This window comes from Rhodococcus sp. BP-316, from assembly GCF_019836105.1.
Classification (GTDB): Bacteria; Actinomycetota; Actinomycetes; order Mycobacteriales; family Mycobacteriaceae; genus Rhodococcoides.
Genome location: NZ_JABUEE010000007.1, coordinates 327,472 through 348,457, shown reverse-complemented (window position 1 = coordinate 348,457; position 20,986 = coordinate 327,472). Strand labels below are relative to the sequence as shown.

Annotated in this window: 21 protein-coding genes; 2 read left to right on the top strand and 19 right to left on the bottom strand. The window is 67.6% G+C overall.

The window, feature by feature from the left end; translation table 11 throughout:
- Nucleotides 1–440: 440 nt before the first annotated feature.
- Entirely contained in the window at nt 441–1,136 is a 696-nt protein-coding gene (locus HQ312_RS15920; protein ID WP_261782350.1) for a pyridoxamine 5'-phosphate oxidase family protein, read from the bottom strand.
- A 95-nt stretch (nt 1,137–1,231) separates the two neighbouring features.
- Here HQ312_RS15920 and HQ312_RS15915 point away from each other — a divergent pair, with 95 nt between their 5' ends.
- Nucleotides 1,232–2,641: a PLP-dependent aminotransferase family protein gene (locus tag HQ312_RS15915; protein WP_222639183.1), complete on the top strand. Its 1,410-nt coding sequence runs from the start codon at nt 1,232–1,234 to the stop codon at nt 2,639–2,641.
- Between the two features lie 18 nt (nt 2,642–2,659).
- Here the strand turns inward: HQ312_RS15915 and murA are convergent, their stop codons facing one another.
- Nucleotides 2,660–3,913: a UDP-N-acetylglucosamine 1-carboxyvinyltransferase gene (murA, locus tag HQ312_RS15910; protein WP_027507211.1), complete on the bottom strand. Its 1,254-nt coding sequence runs from the start codon at nt 3,911–3,913 to the stop codon at nt 2,660–2,662.
- 65 nt (nt 3,914–3,978) lie between these two features.
- Here murA and HQ312_RS15905 point away from each other — a divergent pair, with 65 nt between their 5' ends.
- Entirely contained in the window at nt 3,979–4,560 is a 582-nt protein-coding gene (locus tag HQ312_RS15905; protein WP_222639182.1) for a cob(I)yrinic acid a,c-diamide adenosyltransferase, read from the top strand.
- Between the two features lie 24 nt (nt 4,561–4,584).
- On the opposite strand, the gene HQ312_RS15900 is transcribed toward HQ312_RS15905, so the two are convergent.
- The 17 genes from HQ312_RS15900 to thrB all read right to left on the bottom strand — a co-directional run bounded on the left by HQ312_RS15900 (nt 4,585) and on the right by thrB (nt 20,960).
- On the bottom strand, nt 4,585–5,019 hold the full coding sequence (locus tag HQ312_RS15900) for a DUF2550 domain-containing protein (RefSeq protein WP_231476479.1): 435 nt from the start codon (nt 5,017–5,019) through the stop codon (nt 4,585–4,587).
- A 47-nt stretch (nt 5,020–5,066) separates the two neighbouring features.
- Nucleotides 5,067–5,435, bottom strand: a complete 369-nt coding sequence (locus HQ312_RS15895; RefSeq protein ID WP_027507214.1) for a F0F1 ATP synthase subunit epsilon — start codon at nt 5,433–5,435, stop codon at nt 5,067–5,069.
- Between the two features lie 6 nt (nt 5,436–5,441).
- Nucleotides 5,442–6,893, bottom strand: a complete 1,452-nt coding sequence (gene atpD, locus HQ312_RS15890; protein WP_027507215.1) for a F0F1 ATP synthase subunit beta — start codon at nt 6,891–6,893, stop codon at nt 5,442–5,444.
- A gap of 2 nt (nt 6,894–6,895) precedes the next feature.
- Nucleotides 6,896–7,870 carry a F0F1 ATP synthase subunit gamma gene (locus HQ312_RS15885; RefSeq protein WP_027507216.1) on the bottom strand — a complete coding sequence of 325 codons (975 nt, stop codon included), beginning with the start codon at nt 7,868–7,870 and terminating at the stop codon, nt 6,896–6,898.
- 42 nt (nt 7,871–7,912) lie between these two features.
- A complete protein-coding gene (gene atpA / locus HQ312_RS15880) occupies nt 7,913–9,556 on the bottom strand; it encodes a F0F1 ATP synthase subunit alpha (protein WP_027507217.1) in 1,644 nt (547 codons plus the stop codon).
- 128 nt (nt 9,557–9,684) lie between these two features.
- Nucleotides 9,685–10,515 carry a F0F1 ATP synthase subunit delta gene (locus HQ312_RS15875; protein ID WP_200933823.1) on the bottom strand — a complete coding sequence of 277 codons (831 nt, stop codon included), beginning with the start codon at nt 10,513–10,515 and terminating at the stop codon, nt 9,685–9,687.
- The gene (locus HQ312_RS15870; RefSeq protein ID WP_204868634.1) at nt 10,512–11,078 is read right to left on the bottom strand and encodes a F0F1 ATP synthase subunit B; all 567 of its coding nucleotides are present in this window, start codon (nt 11,076–11,078) and stop codon (nt 10,512–10,514) included. The genes HQ312_RS15875 and HQ312_RS15870 overlap by 4 nt, the downstream gene beginning before the upstream one ends.
- Before the next feature lie 7 nt (nt 11,079–11,085).
- Entirely contained in the window at nt 11,086–11,331 is a 246-nt protein-coding gene (locus HQ312_RS15865; protein ID WP_204868635.1) for an ATP synthase F0 subunit C, read from the bottom strand.
- A gap of 79 nt (nt 11,332–11,410) precedes the next feature.
- Nucleotides 11,411–12,136 carry a F0F1 ATP synthase subunit A gene (gene atpB, locus HQ312_RS15860; RefSeq protein WP_374197686.1) on the bottom strand — a complete coding sequence of 242 codons (726 nt, stop codon included), beginning with the start codon at nt 12,134–12,136 and terminating at the stop codon, nt 11,411–11,413.
- Between the two features lie 477 nt (nt 12,137–12,613).
- Nucleotides 12,614–13,075, bottom strand: a complete 462-nt coding sequence (locus HQ312_RS15855) for a hypothetical protein (RefSeq protein ID WP_197027871.1) — start codon at nt 13,073–13,075, stop codon at nt 12,614–12,616.
- Between the two features lies 1 nt (nt 13,076).
- A complete protein-coding gene (locus HQ312_RS15850) occupies nt 13,077–14,165 on the bottom strand; it encodes a glycosyltransferase family 4 protein (RefSeq protein WP_222639233.1) in 1,089 nt (362 codons plus the stop codon).
- Nucleotides 14,166–14,290: 125 nt separating this feature from the next.
- On the bottom strand, nt 14,291–14,953 hold the full coding sequence (locus HQ312_RS15845; protein WP_027507224.1) for an L-threonylcarbamoyladenylate synthase: 663 nt from the start codon (nt 14,951–14,953) through the stop codon (nt 14,291–14,293).
- A gap of 61 nt (nt 14,954–15,014) precedes the next feature.
- Entirely contained in the window at nt 15,015–15,896 is an 882-nt protein-coding gene (gene prmC / locus HQ312_RS15840; protein WP_056448594.1) for a peptide chain release factor N(5)-glutamine methyltransferase, read from the bottom strand.
- A gap of 45 nt (nt 15,897–15,941) precedes the next feature.
- Entirely contained in the window at nt 15,942–17,021 is a 1,080-nt protein-coding gene (gene prfA, locus HQ312_RS15835) for a peptide chain release factor 1 (protein ID WP_056448490.1), read from the bottom strand.
- Between the two features lie 101 nt (nt 17,022–17,122).
- The gene (gene rpmE, locus HQ312_RS15830; RefSeq protein ID WP_027507227.1) at nt 17,123–17,356 is read right to left on the bottom strand and encodes a 50S ribosomal protein L31; all 234 of its coding nucleotides are present in this window, start codon (nt 17,354–17,356) and stop codon (nt 17,123–17,125) included.
- Between the two features lie 150 nt (nt 17,357–17,506).
- Entirely contained in the window at nt 17,507–19,651 is a 2,145-nt protein-coding gene (gene rho / locus HQ312_RS15825; RefSeq protein WP_222639231.1) for a transcription termination factor Rho, read from the bottom strand.
- A 376-nt stretch (nt 19,652–20,027) separates the two neighbouring features.
- On the bottom strand, nt 20,028–20,960 hold the full coding sequence (gene thrB, locus HQ312_RS15820; protein WP_222632725.1) for a homoserine kinase: 933 nt from the start codon (nt 20,958–20,960) through the stop codon (nt 20,028–20,030).
- Nucleotides 20,961–20,986 lie beyond the last annotated feature (26 nt).

Here is a 20,986-nt window from a genome sequence, read left to right as displayed (position 1 = left end):
AGCAAACCAAAACAAAATATTGGCACTGACATTCATCGACACACTGTTGAGTTCTCAAAGAACACGCACACACCACCACCACCCACACGAAGCAGGAGGATCCGGGGCAACCGTTCCAGCCTAACCACACCGCAACACCCGAGTCAAACACCAGGCACCACGTTGATCAGGAAGTTGGACTGTACGCTCAGCCTACACGAGGTGCAGACGAACCTTTTCTGTCCGATCGGCCATGCGACTCCGTCCCACCTCGTTCGCCCAGCCCCGTAAGGCCTTCGGTCGGTGTCCGTGTCGCTCTGACTCGAAGAAAGTTACGCCTGCGGACCGCTCCATGCAAATCGGCAGGTGTTCCGCGGTCCACGCGGCGTCGGCCCAGGTCAACGCGTATGTCGGGGCCCGCGCCCGCTCACCCTGGAGCGACAGCCCGACTATGACGCCGCTCACATCGGTGGGGATGCCGCGCCGATCTCGTCCAGATCGGGCGCCGGGACGGGTTCGCCGACCTGCGTCGTCAACGGGAGGACGCCGGCCCACACTCCCCCGGCGGCGATGTCCCCCTCGTCGTCGTTCGGTCCGCCCGACCGTGCCTTCACCGACGCCTCGTACAGCGGCAGTGCCACCACGCGAGTCGCGGCCAGCTCCTTGCGAGTGTTGGCCCTGACCACATCGGTCCGGCCGGGGACCAGCTTGTTCACGATGAGATCGAGTGCGACGGCGCGCTCGCCCTCGTCGTCCACGACACGGGGTGTCCCCCGCACCACGGCACTCCGGTAGTTCATCGAGTGATGGAACGCGGAGCGCGCCAGCACCAGCCCGTCCAGCACCGTGATGCTCACGCAGACGTCACCGGGAGCGCCCAGGGTCGTCGCGGCCACCGAGCCGTGGAGGTACAACGTCCCTTCGGCATCGGGACCGTCCAGGTCGTAGGCGAACGCAGTCGGGACGACGAGGGGACTTCCCTGCACCACCACTCCGAGGTGACAGAGCTGTGCGGCGTCGAGCACGTCCGTCAGAGCAGCGCGATCCGCCTGGGCGCGAGCTCGGTTGCGTCGCAACGTCGTTCGGGGTGTCGGAGACAGAGCTGTCGCCGTCGGCGAGGTGTCGGGCCGCCGGCCATGCGCATCGTGCATCGTCATGCGAATCAGTGTGCGGATCACAGTGGTCCGCCGTCACGGTCCACTTCGATACTGTTCGGCTGGACCACTTCCACCAGCGGGAAGGCATCGACGTCATGGCCTCACACGCGTTACCACTCTCCGTGGACCGATCCTCGACGCGTCCACTCCCGTTGCAGATCGCCGACGCACTACGCACCGCCATCGTCGACGGACTTCTGGTCGCCGGCGATCGTCTCCCGTCGACCCGATCGCTGGCCGCAGAGCTGTCGGTCTCCCGCGGCGTCGCCGATCAGGCCTTCGACCAGCTCGCCGCAGAGGGGTGGATCGAGGGCCGCGCCGGATCCGGCACGTTCGTCTCCCCCGACCTGCGGTCCGTCACACCGACTACCGCCGCCGTGTCCGACGCGCGTCCACGCGCAGAGGCGGACAGCGCTCCCCCCACGCTCGCGCTTCGACCGGGCATCCCCTGGACACCGCCCTCGGCGACCGCGGCATGGCGGCGGGCGTGGCGCATCGCCGGCACGGAGCCCGCTCCCCACGGTTACCCCGATCCGGCGGGGCCCGTCCGTCTTCGCCGCAGCGTGTGTTCGCTGCTCGGCCGTGCGCGCGGAATGAGCGTCGATCCCGATCGCGTGGTCGTGACGACGGGTGCCACCCATGGGCTGACTCTGGCACTCGCGGCGATGCGCGCGGACCGTCCGGAACCGAGACCTGTTCTGGCGATGGAGGATCCGGGATATCGGACTGCGGCGTCGGCGGCGATCGCGATGGGCTGGGACCTGTACGACGTCCCCGTGGATGCCGGCGGCATGAGGGTCGACACGCTCGCGTCCACGCCCGAGACCACACGCGCCGTGTACGTGACACCGTCTCACCAGTACCCCACCGGCGGAACCCTCGACGTGGGACGTCGTGCCGCTCTCATCGCCCATGCGCAGAGCACCGACACCGTCGTCGTGGAGGACGACTACGACTCCGAGTACCGCTACGACGTCGCGCCGCTCCCCGCCTTGGCGCACCTTGATCCGGATCGCGTCGTCTACCTCGGCACCATCGCCAAGACCCTGGGCGCAGGCGTGCGACTCGGGTGGATGGTGCTGCCGTCGCACCTCGTCCGGCCGGTACTCGACCACCGCCTGGCCACGGGCGACTTCCCGTCGACACCCCTGTGCTCGGCGATGACGTCACTGCTCGACGACGGCGAGTGGGATCGCACGGTGCGAGCGGCGCGGCGGCGCTACCGCGATCGCGATGCGGCAGTAAGGGATTCGCTGTCGCCGTTCGGCGAACTCCGTGGCCTGGGCGCGGGTATGCACACGACACTCGTCCTGTCGCCGAGACGAGCGGAGGCGGTCGCCCGCGGCGCAGCACACCGCGGAATCGAGGTACCGACCGTCGCGCTGTCCACTCGATCGCACACCGACGTGGGCGGGTTGGTGATCGGCTACGGCCGACTGACCGACACGGAGCTCCGAACGGCACTCACCGTTCTGGTCGACGAACTCCGACGCCACCGCGACTGACGTGCAGCGCCGCGAGCGTCACTGCACGCGTTCGATGTCTCCGCCGAGATCCTGCAGCTGCTCGACGAACCGCGGGTAACCGCGGTCGATGTGATAAACGTCGTGCACCTCGGTTGTGCCGTCGGCCACGAGGCCGGCGAGCACGAGACCGGCGCCCGCGCGGATGTCCGAGGACCAGACCGGTGCACTCGACAGCCGCGACACTCCGCGGACCACCGCGTGGTGGCCGTCCGTTCGCGCGTCGGCACCGAGCCGGATCATCTCCTCGACGAAGCGGAACCGGGCCTCGAAGACGTTCTCGGTGATCATCGACGTGCCGTTGGCCACCGAGGCGAGGCCGATCGCCATGGGCTGCAGGTCTGTCGGGAACCCGGGGAACGGGAGCGTGGCGAAGTTGACGGCCACCGGTCGTTCCTCCTGCACGACGCGGAATCCGTCCGGGCGCAGGGTGACGGTGCTGCCGGCCGCCTTCAGCTTGTTGAGCACAAGGGTGAGGTGCTTGGGATTGACCCCCGACACCGTGACGTCGCCACAGGTCATCGCCGCGGCGATGCCCCACGTCGCGGCCACGATGCGATCACCGATGACGCGGTGTTCGGTGGGCTTCAGGCTGGGGACACCGATGATGGTCAGCGTCGGAGTTCCGGCACCCTCGACGCGAGCACCCATCTTGTTCAGCATCGCGCACAGATCGGCGATGTCCGGCTCGCGGGCAGCGTTGTCGATCACGGTCTCGCCGTCGGCCAGCACCGCCGCCATCAGGATGTTCTCGGTCGCGCCCACGGACGGGAAGGCCAGCCGGATCGTCGCGCCGTGCAGCTTCTCCGCTGTCGCGACCACACACCCGTGCTCGATCTCGCTGTGCGCGCCGAGCAGGCGGAGACCCGACTGGTGCATGTCGAGCGGACGCGAGCCGATGGCGTCGCCGCCGGGCAGTGCCACCACGGCCTTGCGACACCGCGCGACCAGCGGTCCCAGGACGCACACCGACGCACGGAACTGGCGTACCGCCGCGAAGTCGGCGTGATACTTCGGCTCTGCGGGGGTGGTGATGCGCACGGCATCCCCCTCGAGTTCGACGTCGCACCCCAGCCCACGGAGAACGTCGGCCATGAGGGGGACATCGAGAATGTCGGGGCAGTTGGTGAGGGTGGTCGTGCCCTCGGCGAGCAGCGCCGCGGCCATCAACTTCAGCACGCTGTTCTTCGCCCCACCGACCGACACGTCGCCGGAGAGACGACTACCGCCGGTGACCAGGAAACGTTCACTCACGACGTCAACAGTAGAGGCATCGGTCGTCGATCAGAGCATCGGCCGACTGCCAGTAGGGTTGATCCATGGCGGTTCACCTGACCTCGATCTACACCCGTACCGGCGACGACGGGACGACGGGTCTCAGCGACTTCTCCCGCGTCTCGAAGAACGACCCGAGGGTCGTGGCCTACGCGGAGTGCGACGAACTGAACGCTGCTCTGGGACTGGTGTTGGCGGTCGGATCACCGCCCGAGGGCGTGGCGACGGTGTTGCGCCGGATCCAGAACGATCTGTTCGATGCCGGAGCCGACCTGTCGACTCCCATCCAGGAGAACCCGAAGTACCCACCGCTGCGAGTCACGCCGGAGTACGTCACGCGGCTCGAGACGTGGTGCGACGAGTTCAACGACACTCTCGCGCCGCTGACCTCCTTCGTCCTTCCGGGCGGGACGGCTGCTTCCGCGTTTCTACACCAGGCGCGCACCGTCGCGCGACGGGCGGAGCGGGCAGCGTGGGCCGCTGTCGAGGCACATCCCGAGACGACGGGGCCGCTGCCGGCGACCTATCTCAACCGACTGTCGGATCTGCTGTTCATTCTCGGGCGGGTCACCAACCCGGACGGCGACGTCCTGTGGAAGCCGGGCGGCGAGCATTCGCGCGACTGACCACGGGCCCGAGCGAGCGAGGTGTCAGGCCGGGCCGCTGCCCGGCATGTTGCGCTGCGACCGGTCGGACGGCCTCGACTCGAGCCACGACGTGAATGCAGTGAACGGGCCACGCTCCATGGCGATCTCGTAGCGGCGGTCCCCCGCGTCGAGTTCGACGATCGCGGTCTCGTCACTCATGATGTCGAACTCGGAGCTCTGCGGACTGCGCCGCTCGCCCTGGATCAGAGTCTGGCGGATCATGCGGCGGTCCGGACCCGGACGCAGACTCGAGAGCTTGTAGAACACGAGCACGTTCTCGCCGTAGCGGACGATGCCGTGACGCCACCCACTTCCCGCCGCGGCGGGAAGACTGCGCAGGATCACGGCAGTGCCCCCGCGGCGGAGAAGCACCAACCGATACAGAAAAGCCGCGGCGAGCCCTCCGAGCAGCACGACCAGAACGACAAGCACTGTCATCCAAGACGTCATCTCTTCGGAACCCGCCGCGGCTTCTTCTCGTGTACCTAGGCCCGCTCGACCGCGCGGACACGCCCGCGTGCGATCGCGAGCGCCTCCTCGTCGTCGGAGCCCTCGGACAGCACGGACCGCGCAGCCTCGACGTCGATGTCCTCCGCGAACTCGGCGGACTCGGCGAGGATGGTGACGGTCCGGCCGGTGACCGACAGGAAACCACCGTGCACGGCGGCGACGCGCCGTTCACCGTCGCCCGTCGTGATGGCCACGGTGCCGCCCTCGATCAACTGACCGAGAACCGGCTCGTGTCCGGCCATGATGCCGATCTCGCCCTCGGTGGTCTGAGCGCTGACCAGCGTGGCCGTTCCCGACCACAGGCGTTCCTCGACTGCGACCAGTTCGACGTCCATCTCAGCCATCTCGGACTACTTTCCGGAGATCTTCTTGGCTGCGGCCTCGACGTCGTCGAGTCCACCGCAGCTGTTGAAGGCCTGCTCGGGAAGGTGGTCGTACTCGCCCTTGGTGACCTTGTCGAACGCCTCGATGGTGTCGGCCAGCGACACGACCGAACCCTCTTCACCGGTGAACTTCTCGGCGACGATGAAGTTCTGGCCGAGGAACTTCTCCAGACGACGGGCACGGGAGACCGTGACCTTGTCCTCCTCGGACAGCTCGTCCATACCGAGGATGGCGATGATGTCCTGCAGCTCCTTGTACTTCTGCAGGATGCGCTTGACCTCGTTGGCGACGCGGAAGTGCTCGTCTCCGACGATCGACGCCTCCAGGATGCGCGAGGTGGACGTCAGCGGATCGACAGCGGGGTAGATGCCCTTCTGCGAGATCGGACGCGACAGCTCGGTGGTGGCATCGAGGTGGGCGAAGGTCGTCGCCGGTGCGGGGTCGGTGTAGTCGTCGGCGGGCACGTAGATGGCCTGCAGAGACGTGATGGAACGACCACGCGTCGAGGTGATGCGCTCCTGGAGCTCACCCATCTCGTCGGCGAGGGTGGGCTGGTAGCCCACGGCGGACGGCATGCGGCCGAGGAGAGTGGAGACCTCGGAGCCTGCCTGCGTGAACCGGAAGATGTTGTCGATGAAGAGCAACACGTCCTGGTTCTGCACGTCGCGGAAGTACTCGGCCATGGTGAGAGCCGAGAGGGCGACGCGCATACGCGTGCCCGGCGGCTCGTCCATCTGACCGAACACCAGGGCGGTGTCCTGCAGAACGCCCATCTCCTCCATCTCGAGGTGGAGGTCGGTGCCCTCACGCGTGCGCTCACCGACGCCGGCGAACACCGACGTGCCGGAGAACTCACGTGCGATACGGGTGATCATCTCCTGGATGAGCACGGTCTTGCCGACGCCTGCGCCGCCGAACAGACCGATCTTTCCGCCCTTGACGTACGGGGTCAGGAGGTCGATGACCTTGATGCCGGTCTCGAGGATCTCGGTCTTGCCCTCGAGCTGATCGAAGGCCGGGGGCTTGCGGTGGATGCCCCACTGCTCGCCGTCACGGCCGAGTCCGGGGCTGTCCAGGCAGTCGCCGAGGGCGTTGAACACGTGGCCCTTGACGACGTCACCGACGGGAACCGAGATCGGCTTGCCGGAGTCGACGACGGGGGTGCCGCGGACGAGGCCGTCGGTGGGCTGCATCGACACGGTGCGCACGAGGTTGTCTCCGAGGTGCTGTGCGACCTCGAGCGTCAGCGTCTTGGCGACGGCCTTCAGCTCGATCTCTGCGTTCAGCGCGTTGAACAGCGCGGGGATGGATCCACGGGGGAACTCGATGTCGACGACGGGACCGATGACGCGCACGACGCGCCCGTTCTCGGACGACTTGGCGCCGGAACCCGTGCTATCGGTTACTGCTGCGGTCATGTTCAGTCTCTTCCTGAGCTCGCGGCAAGCGCGTCGACGCCGCCGACGATCTCGCTGATTTCCTGGGTGATCTGAGCCTGGCGTGCCTGGTTGGCCTGGCGTGACAGGGCATTGACCAGATCGTTGGCATTGTCCGTGGCGGCCTTCATCGCGGTGCGACGAGCGGCCGACTCGGATGCCGCCGCGTCGAGCAGTGCGGCGTAGATGCGGGTGCTCACGTACTTCGGGAGCAGCGCGGACAACAGCGTGTCCGCCTCCGGCTCGAAGTCGTACTGCGCGGTGACCTCCTTCGACGACGGCGAGTCGCTGAGCATGTCTGCACCCAGCTCGATCTCCTCGTCGTCGTAGTCGATCTCCAGAGGAGCCATGCGGCGCACCGTCGGCTTGAGCGACAGCATCGACACGAAGGTGGTGTAGACGATGTGGAGTTCGTCCACACCCTCGACCGTGCCCTCGCCGTTCGGTGCCTCGATCTCCTCGCCGGACCCCGCCATGAACAGCTGGACGAGGTGCTTGGCGGCCTTCGCGGCATCGGTGTACGCCGGCTGCTGTGAGAAGCCCGTCCACGCGCCCTTGACGTCGCGATCACGGAACGTGTAGTACGTCAGGCCCTTTCGGCCCAGAACGTAGATGACCGGCTCCTTGCCCTCGGACTTGAGGAGCTGCTGGAGCTCCTCGGCCTCACGAAGGATGTTGGAGTTGTAGCCACCACACTGACCCGAGTCGCTGGTCACGACGAGCACGGCGGCCCGCTTGGGCTCCGCACGCTCGGTGAGCAGCGGATGGTCCAGCGAACCCGAGGCACTGGCCAACGCCGAGAGCACCTTGGTGATCTCGGTGGCGTACGGCTTCGACGCCTCGACGCGGGCCTGCGCCTTGGTGATGCGCGAGGTCGCGATCAGTTCCTGCGCCTTGGTGATCTTCTTGATCGAGTTGGTCGACCTGATCCGGGAGCGCAGCTCACGAATGCTGGGCATCTGTCACCTCACTCCCTGTTCGACGTGCCACGGGTCCGCTCATCACTTGCTGACAGTCTTGCGAGTGACGGTGACCTTCTCCTGGTCGACGTCGCCCTTGTCGAGCGCGTCGGCCTCTGCCTCGTTGACGATCCGCTCGCCCGAGGACGTCAGGAAGCCCTGCTTGAACTCGTCGGTCGCCTTCGTGATCGCGTCGGCGGCCTCGTCCTTGAGAACCTTGCCGCCGGCGATCGCCTCGTAGGCGCTCGACGCGTTGCGGTGCAGATCCTCGAGGAGCTCGCGGTTGAAGCGACGAACGTCCTCGACCGGGACCGTGTCGTAGTAGCCGGCGTCGACGAGGTAGATCGAGACGATCTGGTCCTCGACGGACACCGGGGTGTACTGGTCCTGCTTGAGCAGCTCGACCCAGCGGGCACCGCGCTCGAGCTGCGCCTTGGACGCGGCGTCGAGGTCGGACGCGAAGGCGGAGAACGCCTCCAGCTCGCGGAACTGAGCCATCTCCAGACGGAGCGAACCGGCAACCTTCTTCAGACCCTTGGTCTGCGCCGCGCCACCGACTCGGGACACCGAGGTACCGACGTTGATGGCGGGACGGACACCCTTGTTGAAGAGGTCCGACTCGAGGAAGACCTGGCCGTCGGTGATGGAGATGACGTTGGTCGGGATGAAGGCCGAGATGTCGTTGGCCTTGGTCTCGATCAGCGGCAGACCCGTCATCGAACCGCCACCGAGCTCGTCGGACAGCTTCGCGCACCGCTCGAGCAGACGGGAGTGCAGGTAGAAGACGTCACCGGGGTACGCCTCGCGGCCCGGCGGGCGACGCAGCAGCAGCGAGATGGTGCGGTATGCCTCGGCCTGCTTGGTCAGGTCGTCGAACACGATGAGGACGTGCTTGCCCTGGTACATCCAGTGCTGGCCGAGGGCCGAACCGGTGTACGGGGCGAGCCACTTGAAGCCGGCCGAGTCGGACGCGGGAGCGGCGACGATGGTCGTGTATTCCATGGCGCCGTGCTCGTCCAGAGCGGACTTGACGCCCGCGATGGTCGAACCCTTCTGGCCGATGGCGACGTAGATGCAGCGCACCTGCTTGTCGGCGTCGCCGGTCTCCCAGTTGGCCTTCTGGTTGATGATGGCGTCGACGCAGACGGCGGTCTTGCCCGTCTTGCGGTCGCCGATGATCAGCTGACGCTGGCCGCGGCCGATGGCCGTCAGGGCGTCGATGGCGGTGATGCCGGTCGCGAGGGGCTCCTCGACGGGCTGGCGCTCGAGCACCGATGCCGCCTGGAGCTCCAGGACACGCTGTTCGTTCGACTCGATGTCACCGAGACCGTCGATGGGCTTGCCCAGCGGGTCGATGACGCGTCCGAGGAAGTTGTCGCCGACGGGGACCGAGAGGACCTCGCCGGTGCGCTTGACTTCCTGGCCTTCCTCGATGTGCTCGTAGTCACCGAGGATGACGGCACCGATCTCACGGTCGTCGAGGTTCAGTGCCACGCCGAGGATGCCGCCGGGGAACTCCAGCAGCTCGTTCGACATCGCGGACGGGAGGCCCGTCACGTGAGCGATTCCATCGCTCGTGTCGGACACCAGACCGACCTCTTCACGAGAGGACTCCGGTGCGTAGTTCGCTGTGTAGCTCTCGATCGCGCTACGGATCTCGTCGGAGGAGATCGTCAACTCCGCCATGTTTTCCTGCTCTCACTGTCTGGTGTTTCGTGGCCGGACCGGCTGTGCGGTCGACGTCCGAAACGCGGGGTGGGGCTTGTTACCGAACTGGGCTTGCTACAGAACTCGGGTGCTGCGATGCGTACCGCTCACCGGAGCGACTTCCTCAGGGAGGCGAGACGACCCGCACCACTGCCGTCGATGACCTCGTCGCCGACACGGACGACCAGTCCGCTCAGCAGTTCCCGGTCCACCTCCACGTGGACGGTCACGGACTTGCCGTAGATACCTTCCAGCCTGGACGTGAGCCGAGAGATCTGATCGTCGCTCAGCTCGGTGCTGCTGCGGACGTGAGCGACCTCCTTGTCACGACGAGTGGCCGCGAGTGCGGACAATTCGCCGAACACGGATGCCGGTGCAGCACCCTTCAGTCGGCCGACGGCCTGGATCGCCAGGGCCTCGGTGATCGCGGTGACCTTGCCGTAGAGCAACGTCGACAGGAGCGATCCCGACGCCTCGGCGGGCTTGCTTCGATCGGACAGCGCCTGCTCGAGGGCAGGATCGCCGGCGATGATGCGGCCGAGACGGAACAGCTCGTCCTCCACGGTGCCCAACTGATCCTGGTCCTGCGCCGCGCGCAGAAGTGCCTCACGGCCCAGGAGTACGAGCGAGTCGGTGAGGTCACGGGCCGACGACCAGTTCTGTGCGACGGCGGCCTGCAGTGCGGCGGTGGCCGCTGCACCGATCTTGCCGTCGAACAGGCGGCCCGCGAGCGCGCGTCGCGCGTCCGGAGCAGCCGACGCGTCCGCGAGTGCGGCGCGCAGTGGACGCTGTCCGTCGAGCACCGACACGACCCCGAAGAGGTCGGATCCGGCGCCGGCGGCAGCCGACGTCGCATCCGACGCCGCATCGAGCTCGGCCGTCAGGACGGTGCGGGCCTCGGCGAGGGCTTCACGACTCGCTGCGTACATGGTGCTCACTTCCCGCTAGCGGAATCTGCGCCGACAGAATCGAGTTCGTCGAGGAAACGATCGATCGTGCCGGCACGCTTGACGTCGTCGGACAGCTGCTCGCCGATGACCTTCTCGGCCAGCTCGACAGCCGTACGACCCAGATCGGCACGCAGTTCGGTGACGATCTGCTGACGCTGAGCCGCGAGCTGCTGGTGACCGGAGGCCACGATGCGGTCGCTCTCCGCCTGTGCACTGGTCTTCATCTCCGCGAGGATCTGCTGACCCTGGGTGCGTGCGTCTTCACGGATCTTGGCGGCTTCCTGGCGTGCGTCGGCCAACTGGGCGCGGTACTGCTCGAGCGCCTCCTTGGCTTCGGCCTGTGCCTCTTCGGCGCGCTTGATCCCGCCTTCGATCTGCTCGGACCGGTCGGAGAGCACCTTCTGGAAACGAGGAAGAACGTACTTCCAGAAGAAGAACCCGATGACGGCGATGCAGATCGCAGACCAGACGATGTCGTAGGTGGCGGGAAGGAGAGGATTGACGTCCTCTCCTCCTTCCGCTGCTGCGAGGACTGCGATTGGCGTCGTCATGGCGATGTCAGGCGAAGACGAAGCCGGCGACGAGGCCGATCAGCGCGAGGGCCTCGGTGAACGCGATGCCGAGGAACATGTTGGTGCGGATCTGGCCGGCGAGCTCGGGCTGACGCGCGATGCCCTCGATGGCCTTACCGACCACGATGCCCACACCGATGCCGGGGCCGATGGCCGCGAGGCCGTAGCCGATGGCTCCGTAGCCGCTGCCGGTGATTTCCTGGGCTTCCTGCGCGAGGTAGCTGAGGCTCATTGTGATTCGTTCCCTTTCTGTTGCCCACGACCGGACGGCAGCGGGTCAGGTTCTGTCAGGTGGCTGGTGGTTCGGATGGTCAGTGCGAGTCTGCGTGCAGGGCGAGGTCGATGTAGACCGCCGTCAGCAGCGCGAACACGTAGGCCTGCAGGAAGATGACGAGCATCTCGAACAGAGTGAAGCCGAAGCCGGCCACGAGAGAGAAGATGCCGAACACCTTCATGCCCGCAGCGGCCTCGAAGAAGAAGAACTGCGTCGCGCTGAAGAACAGCACCAGCATGATGTGGCCGGCGAGCATGTTGGCCATGAGTCGCACGGTCAGCGTGAACGGCCGCAGGATGAAGGTCGAGATGAACTCGATGGGGATCAGCAGCACGTGCATCGCGATCGGCACACCCGGAACCACGATGCTGCTCTTCACGTACTTGAAGAACCCGTACTTCTTGATGCCGACGTAGTTGAAGACGATGTACGCGAGGGCCGCCAACACGATCGGCATGCCCACTCGGGCATTCGACGAGATGTTGATGAACGGGATGATGCCCGACACGTTCAGGAACAGAACGGCGAAGAAGATCGTGGCGATGACGGGCAGGAAACGCTTGCCCTGCTCCTTGCCGAGAACTTCGTTCGCGATCTGGTCCTTGACGAAGCCGAGAGCGATCTCGCCGATGTTCTGGATGCCGCGAGGCACGATCTTCGGGCTGCGCATCGCCAGTGCGAAGAAGGCGATCAGCACGACGGTCATCAGGATGCGGACGAGCATCAACCGGTCGAGCTCGAACGGGGTGCCCTCGAACAGGATTGCCGGTGGGAAAAAGTCGGACAGTGACGGCGGATGGAACTCCGCGGCCAAGTTGGTGACGCTCAGCGGTCTCTCCCGTGTTCGGCCGCAGGCGAAGGACACCCACGGTTCGATCGGACGTATGGCATTCGGGCACGATCGAGCTAGGACGATCTACAAGTCGACTCGGGTCGGCTCGAGTAGTCGTCAGCCGCGTCGGACCGTGCTCACGGTCCCGCGTCTGTCGGGTGTCGGCGACTTCGTCGACTCGGTGACGCGACGTCTCGAAACGGACGCTTCGTCGCGGTACACACTCTCACATGGCGTGGACTACGAGAAACAGCTTCGGTGACGTCGATCACCTGCAAAGACGGTTCCGGGCGGCGCGATGTGTCCGTTACGCCCGGTAAGCCCTCGCTCGAAAGGAACTTTATCAACACAACACGCTGAGTTGTGTCGGGGGTCGCTCCGCGGACGACACTACTACAAAATGTCGTACTACTGAACGTCCGAGTCGGGGTCGCCCGCGGGAGAATCGACGTACGGAACACGCTGCCGGAAGATGCCGTACATCTCGGCACCCAGGACGATGACCAGGGACGCGAGCACCACGATGCCCAGTGTCGGGCGGTTGTAGAAGTCCATCCCCCGCAGCAGTCCCAGCACGATCACCGCGATCAGCATCTTCACGATCCACCCGCCCAGTAGGACGGCCCCGACCGCGGTCGGCGGCAACTTGGCCGAGAACAGGACGGATGCGGCGGTGGCGAGGATGAACAGACCACCGACCGCGGACCCGAGCAGCGCGCCCCACAGACCTTCGAGGCCGGCGACGAGCACCGCGATGATCGCGGCGACCACGGCGAGGCCGAGCAGGGCGATGACGCCGTACCGGACGGCGGCGCGGAGCGGTGCGGTGGAGGACGGGATCGGTGCGGGCGAGAAGGTCACGACACGCAGGTTACCGGCGGCCCGGATCCCGGAACGACGGCACCGCGGTGACCACCAGGGCGAAGACGAGTCCGCCGGCGAGCAGCAGCACCACGAGGCGGCGATCGAACAGGGACGCGCCGACCGCCCCGAACGCGAGCACACCGACCCACAAGTAGATGAGCAGCACCACGCGGCGATGCGAGTGACCGATCTGGAGCAGACGGTGATGCAGGTGCATCTTGTCCGGGCTGAAGGGGCTGCGGCCTGCACGCGTGCGACGCACGATCGCGAGCAGCAGGTCGAGGATCGGGATGAACATGATCGCGCCCACCAGCAGCAACGGGGTCAGCAGACCCAGGAGGTCCCGCGTGCCGTAGGCACTGAGCCCGATACGTCCGGACGCACTGGTCGCGACGGTGGCGAGCATGAGGCCGATGACCATGGAACCCGAGTCGCCCATGAAGATGCGCGCCGGCTGGAAGTTGTGCGGCAGGAACCCCAGGCACGCACCGGCGAGGGCCGCGGCGATCATCGCGGGCGGGTAGGCGCTGACGTCACCGCCCTGCTCGTGCAGCAGTCCGACGGAGAACAGACAGATGGCCACCGCGGCGATCAGGCCGACGCCCGCGGCGAGGCCGTCCAGACCGTCGATGAAGTTCATCGCGTTGATCATGACCACGGCGATGAGCACGGTGACGAGACCCGCCTGCAGCTGGTCCAGAATCAGCGTCGACCCCTCGCCCCACGGCAGATACAGCAGGTACCAGCTGACGCCCATCAGCACCAGGACACCGGCCGCGGTGACCTGACCGGCGAACTTGGTCAGCGCGTCCAGGCCCCACCGGTCGTCGACCACACCCACGGCCATGATGATGAACCCGGAGACCAGGGCCGCCTGGACGTCCGTGGTGAACTCGAACCCTCGGGTGAGGGCCGGCAACTTCTGCGCGAAGAGCAGCGCGACGAGCAGCCCCAGGTAGATGCCGATACCCCCGAGCCGGGGCGTCGGGGTGACGTGGACGTCGCGCTCACGCGGTACGGCCACCGCGCCGAAACGCATAGCGCCGAGCCGGACGGCTCCGGTGACCAGGAACGTCACCACCGCTGCCGTGAGCATGACGAGAAGAAGCTCGCGGATTGGGACACCCGCGCCCCCGTCCGACTGCGCCAGGAGCGCACTCGCGTGCGCGGGCACGGGCGTCACCACGGTGACTCCCGCGGCGGAGCCGAGTGCGGCATTCGTCAGGCGCTTCCGGCGACGAGCGACTCGGCGGTCACGCCGAGGACCTCGGCGATCTCGCTCGTCGAGACCGCGCCGACGCGGAGAATGCGCGGGGTGTCCCCCGTCAGGTCGACGATCGTCGACGCGAGCGCATGCTCGGCCGGACCGCCGTCGAGATACACGGCCGCGGACCCGCCGAGCTGTACGCGGGCGTCCTCCGCCGTGACGGCGGGCGGGCGGCCGGAGATGTTCGCACTCGAGACGGCCAGGGGGCCCACCTCGCGCAGCAGTTCGAGAGCCACCGGATGCAGCGGCATGCGGAGCATGACGGTGCCGCGGGCGTCGCCGAGGTCCCACGCGAGCGACGGCGCCTGGTGCACGACGAGACTCAGGGCTCCGGGCCAGAACGCGCGGATGAGATCGCGCGCCGCCTGCCGCACTCCCAGCACGAGGCCGTCGATCGTGTGCCAGGACCCGACGAGCACCGGCACCGGCATGTCGCGGCCGCGCCCCTTTGCGCGGAGCAGATCCGTGACGGCGCTGCTGTCGAAGGCGTCCGCAGCCAGCCCGTACACGGTGTCGGTGGGCATCACGACCAGTCGGCCGGACGACAGCGCACGCTTGGCGGCATCGAGACCTGCCGCGCGAGAGGCGGAATCGGAGCAGTCGTAGACGGTGGACACCCGGCCCATCTTGCCACTGCGTGCACGGCACGCCTGCGCAGCGGTGGCGCGATCTCGCGTCCTAGGTGATCCGGCGCTGCCGACGAGCGACGACGAAGCGTGGGCGGTCCGCGAGATCCCGATGCTGGGACACGTCTCCGAACACCGCTCGCCCCTCCAGGAGGGCGACCACCCGGTCTCCGTGCGAGTCGTCGTGCTCGATGCCCACTCCCCCGTCGATCCGCAACCACCGCGCGATGTTCGCGATCATCGGCTCGATGACGGACAGCCCGTCCGGGCCACCGAACAGCGCGACGTGCGGATCGTGGTCGATCACCTCGGGATCGAGCCGCGCACTCGTCGGCACGTAGGGCGGGTTCGCCACGACCAGGTCGACGGTGCCGTCGAGCTCCGTGAGCACCGTCCTCTCGGTCACGTCACCGTGATGCAGATGCACGGGAGTGTCGCCGTCCGACGCCCGCAGGTCGGCGTTGCGCCGCGCCCACGCCAACGCGTGCGGATCCTTCTCCACCGCGTGCACCACGGCGTCCGGGCGAGCGTGGGCGATCGCGAGGGCGAGTGCGCCGCTTCCGGTGCACAGGTCGAGGACGACGGGCGGATGCCGCCCGGCGGACTCGAGGAACGCGAGTGCCCAGGCGAGCAACAGTTCCGTCTCCGGGCGGGGGACGAACACCCCGGGGCCCACCTCGACGTCGATCTCCCCCAGTGACGACGTTCCGATGATGTGCTGCAACGGAATTCGCTTCGCACGCTGCGCGACGGTCGCACGGTAGGCTTCGGCGACCTCGGGCTCCACCAACGGGGTCAGGCCGAGCCGCCCGCGGGGAACCGACAGCAGATGCGCGGCGAGCAACTCTGCGTCGACCCGCGGGCTGGGGACGCCGGCCTCGGTCAGGACGCGGGTTGCCTCGACGATGGCCAGACGTAGCGGGACGCGACTCACCGACACAGCTTCGCACTGCCGGTCGGCCCGGCGATCACGCGGAGGTCATTCCGCCTGGAGCCGCGCCTGTCGGTCGGCCGCGGCGAGCGCGTCGAGGAGCGCGTCCATGTCACCGTCGAGAACGGCGTCCAGGTTGTGCGACTTGAAGCCGATGCGGTGGTCGGTGATGCGGTTCTCAGGGAAGTTGTACGTGCGGATGCGCTCGGACCGATCGACGGTGCGCACCTGGCTCGCACGCCCGGCCGCCGCCTCCTTGTCGGCCGCTTCCTCGGCCGCCGCCTGCAGCCGCGAGGCGAGCACCTGCATCGCCCTCGCCTTGTTCTGCAGCTGGGAGCGTTCGTTCTGACAGGTGACGACGATTCCCGTGGGCAGATGCGTGATGCGCACCGCGGAGTCCGTGGTGTTGACGCCCTGGCCACCCTTGCCGGACGAGCGGTAGACGTCGATGCGCAGATCGGTCTCGTCGATCTGGACGGCTTCGACCTCGTCCTGCTCCGGGTAGATCAGGACGCCGGCCGCCGACGTGTGCACTCGTCCCTGCGATTCGGTGACGGGAACACGCTGCACCCGATGCACGCCGCCCTCGAACTTGAACCGCGACCACACACCGTCGGCGGTGTCGGTGCGCGCCTTGATGGACAGCGTCGCGTCCTTGTACCCACCCAGATCGGAGACGTTCGCGTCGAGGATCTCGACCCGCCAGCCGTGGCGCTCGGCGTACCGGACGTACATCCGAGCGAGATCGGACGCGAACAGGGCGGACTCCTCGCCGCCCTCACCCGACTTGACCTCCAGCACGACGTCGTCGGCGTCGTGAGGATCACGGGGCGCGAGCAGGTCGGTGAGGGTGGTGTCGAGCTCGGCCACGGTCGCCTCGAGCGCCGGGATCTCCGCGGCGAAGCCGGCGTCGTCGGCAGCGAGCTCGCGGGCCGCCTCGAGATCGTCGCGGGCGGCACTGAGCTTGGAGTACACACTCATGATCGGGGCCAGCTGCGCGAACCGCTTCCCGGCGCGGCGAGCCGCCGCCGGATCGTCGTGCAGCGAGGGATCGGACAGGTCGCGCTCGAGTCCGGCGTGCTCGGCGAGGATGTCGTCGATCGCGGACGGTGTCGCGGAGGCGGCCACGGTGTTCTCCCTGTCGAACCGAAGAATGTCAACGAACAATGGTGCAGAAACGACCGACGCCCGCCCCGAGACGAATCTCGGAACGGGCGTCGGCGGAAGAGCTAGCTGTCGGCGTCGGCCTTCTTGCCTGCGCGCTTGCCGTAGCGAGCCTCGAAGCGAGCCACGCGGCCGCCGGTGTCGAGGATCTTCTGCTTGCCCGTGTAGAACGGGTGGCACTGCGAGCAGACCTCGACGTTGATGCGCTCCGCCGAGTTGGTGCTGCGGGTCTCGAAAGTATGTCCGCAACCACACACGACTGTCGTCGCTGTGTAATCGGGGTGGATTCCTGCCTTCATGGTGTCCCTTTCATGGTCGCCGGGTCGCCTCGACTGTCGAGAGCGTGAACCGGAACCGGACTCGGCCGATCAGTATGCCAGAGCAGCTGTCCGCGCTGGTAATCGTCTCAACATCGGTGCCGAGACGTTTGTTCCGTCGATCCTCGGGGGTCAGTCCTCCGGCGAACCGGGCGCCGTCTTGGAGACCGACATGAGGAACTCGATGTTGTTCTTGCTCTTCTTCAGTCGGTCGATCAGCAGATCGATCGCCTGGTGCGAGTCGAGCCCGGAGAGCACCCGACGCAGCTTGTGCAGCACGGCCGCCTCGTCGGGACTGAGCAGGAGCTCGTCCTTGCGGGTGCCCGACGGATTGACGTCCACCGCCGGGAACACGCGCCGCTCGGCGATCTTGCGATCGAGCTTGAGCTCGGCGTTGCCCGTGCCCTTGAACTCCTCGAAGATCACCGTGTCACCTGTCGAGCCGGTCTCCACCATCGCCGTGGCGATGATGGTGAGCGATCCACCGTTCTCGATGTTGCGCGCGGCACCGAGGAAGCGCTTGGGCGGGTAGAGCGCCGTGGAGTCGACACCACCGGACAGGATGCGACCCGAGGCCGGCGAGCTGTTGTTGTACGCACGGCCCAGACGCGTGATCGAGTCGAGCAGCACCACCACGTCGCGGCCGTCCTCGACCAGACGCTTGGCGCGCTCGATCGCCAGCTCGGCGACCGAGGTGTGGTCGCCCGGCGGGCGATCGAAGGTGGAGGCGATGACCTCACCCTTCACGCTGCGCTGCATGTCGGTCACTTCTTCGGGACGCTCGTCCACGAGCACGACCATCAGGTAGCACTCGGGGTTGTTCGTCGCGATGGCGTTCGCGATCGCCTGCAACACGCTGGTCTTACCCGCCTTGGGCGGGCTCACGATGAGCGCACGCTGCCCCTTGCCGATCGGCATGACCAGATCGATCACGCGCGTCGTCAGGATGTTCTGCGTGGTCTCGAGGCGCAGCCGCTGATTCGGGTACAGCGGCGTGAGCTTGTTGAACTCCGGCCGCTTGCGGTTGCCGTCCGGCGGCGCACCGTTGACCGTGTCGAGACGGACCAGCGGGTTGAACTTCTGCCGGGAGTTGTTCTGCTCCCCCTCGCGGGCCACTCGCACGGCACCGGTCAGTGCGTCACCGCGTCGGAGGCCGTTGCGGCGCACCATGTTCATGGAGACGTACACGTCGTTCGGTCCCGCGAGGTATCCCGAGGTCCGGACGAACGCGTAGTTGTCGAGCACGTCGAGAATGCCGGCGACGGGCTGCACGACGTCGTCGTCGCGCAGTTCGGGCTCGCGCTCACGATCACGCTGGTTGCCGCCGCCCTCGGGAGCACCGTCACGATCGCGCCCACGGCGACGCTCGCGGAAACGACGTCCCCGCCTGCCGCGGCCCTCGCCGTCCTCGTCGTCGCGGGGACCGTTGTCACGAGGCCCGTTGTTGCGGTCGCCCTGGTTGCGATCGTTCCGGTCACCCTGATTGCGGTCGCCCTGGTTGCGATCGTTGCGGTCGCCCTGGTTGCGATCGTTGCGGTCGCCCTGATTGCGGTCGCCCTGGTTGCGATCGTTTCGGTCGCCCTGGTTGCGGTCGCCCTGGTTGCGATCGTTTCGGTCGCCCTGGTTGCGGTCGTTCCGGTCGCCCTGGTTGCGGTCGCCCTGGTTGCGATCGTTGCGATCGCCCTGGTTGCGGCCCTGGCGCTCGCGGCGCGGCCGGTCCCCGTTCTGACGATCACCCTCGCCCTGGTCGCGGTCGTCGCCACCGTCGGTGCGGGTGGTCTCGGCCGGAGCCGTCGTGGTGGACGCTGCCGCGTCGGTCGACTGGTGCGCGCGGCCGTCCTGCGCAGGCGCAGCGTCGTTCTGCGACTCGGCGGCGGTGTCGGTCGACTCCGCGGCGCCGGCACGGCGGGTCGCTCCGCGACGGTTCCGCGTGCGACGCGGGCCGTCGGGGTTCGCGCCGTCGGACGCTGCACCGTCGGAACCCGAGGTGTCGGCGCTGGGGGTACCGGCGTCGGAGCTGGAGGCGCCGGCGCTCGCACCGTCGGCTCCGGAATCCCGGGGGGCCACGGCGTCGGACACACCGGCGGACGGTGCGTCCGACGTGGCGGCGGGCGCGGACCGGCTCACGCGGGGTGCGCGCGACGGTGCCTCGGTGGCAGCCGCGGACGCGGGCACCTGCTTGGCCTCGATCGCGGACACGAGGTCGCCCTTACGCATCCCGGAGACACCCTTGATCCCGAGTTCGGACGCGAGTCCGCGCAGCTCGGTGAGCACCATCCCGGAGAGCCCGGCACCGCGGCGCGACGTGCGCGGGCGGGTGTCGGACTGGGTCGCCGGAGCAGCGATAGATTCCGTATCGGTCACGGAGGTCCTTTCCTTCCCTCGCGCGCCTGGTGCGCAGATCGAGGGTTCGTTCCGCCGTTCGACTCTCGTGTCGAACTCGGATGCCGCGTACGTTCGCGTCGTGCAGAAGAGCGAAGGCTGTTCCAGGATGCGACTTCCCTGGCGGCCGTGGCGCGCCGATCGACGACGGCACCGCTGGAGCTCGAGGCCGGGAAGTAATGCCCTGGAGAAATCGGCGCGCTGACTGCGCACGATGTACGGACGCGTACCACAATAGCCGTGATGCGAGGTACGGGCAAGAATGTCCGCGTCAGCGCGTCGTGACGCCGTCCGCGATGTCCAGCTCCAGCACCGTCATCCCGTCGTCCCCGGCGCGGTCGGCCAACTCGCGCGCGATGCTCGCCGTTCCGAGCACGAGCACGGTGGGTCCGGCGCCCGAGACCGTCGCGGCGTGCCCGTGTGCGCGCAGGGTCTCGACCCATCGCGACGTCACCGGCAGGGCGGAGGCCCGGTAGGGCTGGTGCAGGCGATCCTCGGTGGACACCATCAACAGATCGGGTCGCGTCGTCAGGGCCACGACCGCGAGCGCGGATCGGCTCGCGTTGAACGCGGCGTCGCGGTGCGGAACGAGGTCGGGCAACAGTCCGCGCGTGTGCGCCGTGGACGACCGTTCGGTCGGGATGAGCACCGTCGCACCGATGTCCGGGTGCACGTCGAGACGGGCGGCCGCATAGGCCCGCGGCCCCTCCGGCGGTCCGGACTCGCGGCTCCAGGACACCACGGCGCCGCCGAGCACGCTGGCCGACGCGTTGTCCGGATGACCCTCGAACTCGGCGGCCAGCTGCACCATCTGCTCGGGCGACAACGCGAGAGCCGGATCCAGGGACGCCGCGAGGCAGTTGGCCGCGGCGAGCCCACCGACCACTGCCGACGCCGACGAGCCGAGGCCGCGAGAGTGAGGAATCCTGTTGTGGCAGCGTACTTTCAAGCCGTCCGCCCACACGCCGGCCGACTCGAGACCACGCTCGATCGCTCGCACGACGAGATGCGACGGACCCCACGGAACCTCGCGCGCACCCTCACCGTCGACCTCGATGTCGAGCCCGGACTCCGCCACGGTGACGACGACGTCGTCGAACAGACCCAGGGCGAGCCCCAGTGTGTCGAACCCTGGTCCGAGGTTGGCACTGGAGGCAGGCACGCGGGCGTGCGCCACCGTCCCGGTGGTGAGTGTCCTCGTCACGTCGGCCGGCCCGGCCACTATGCCGA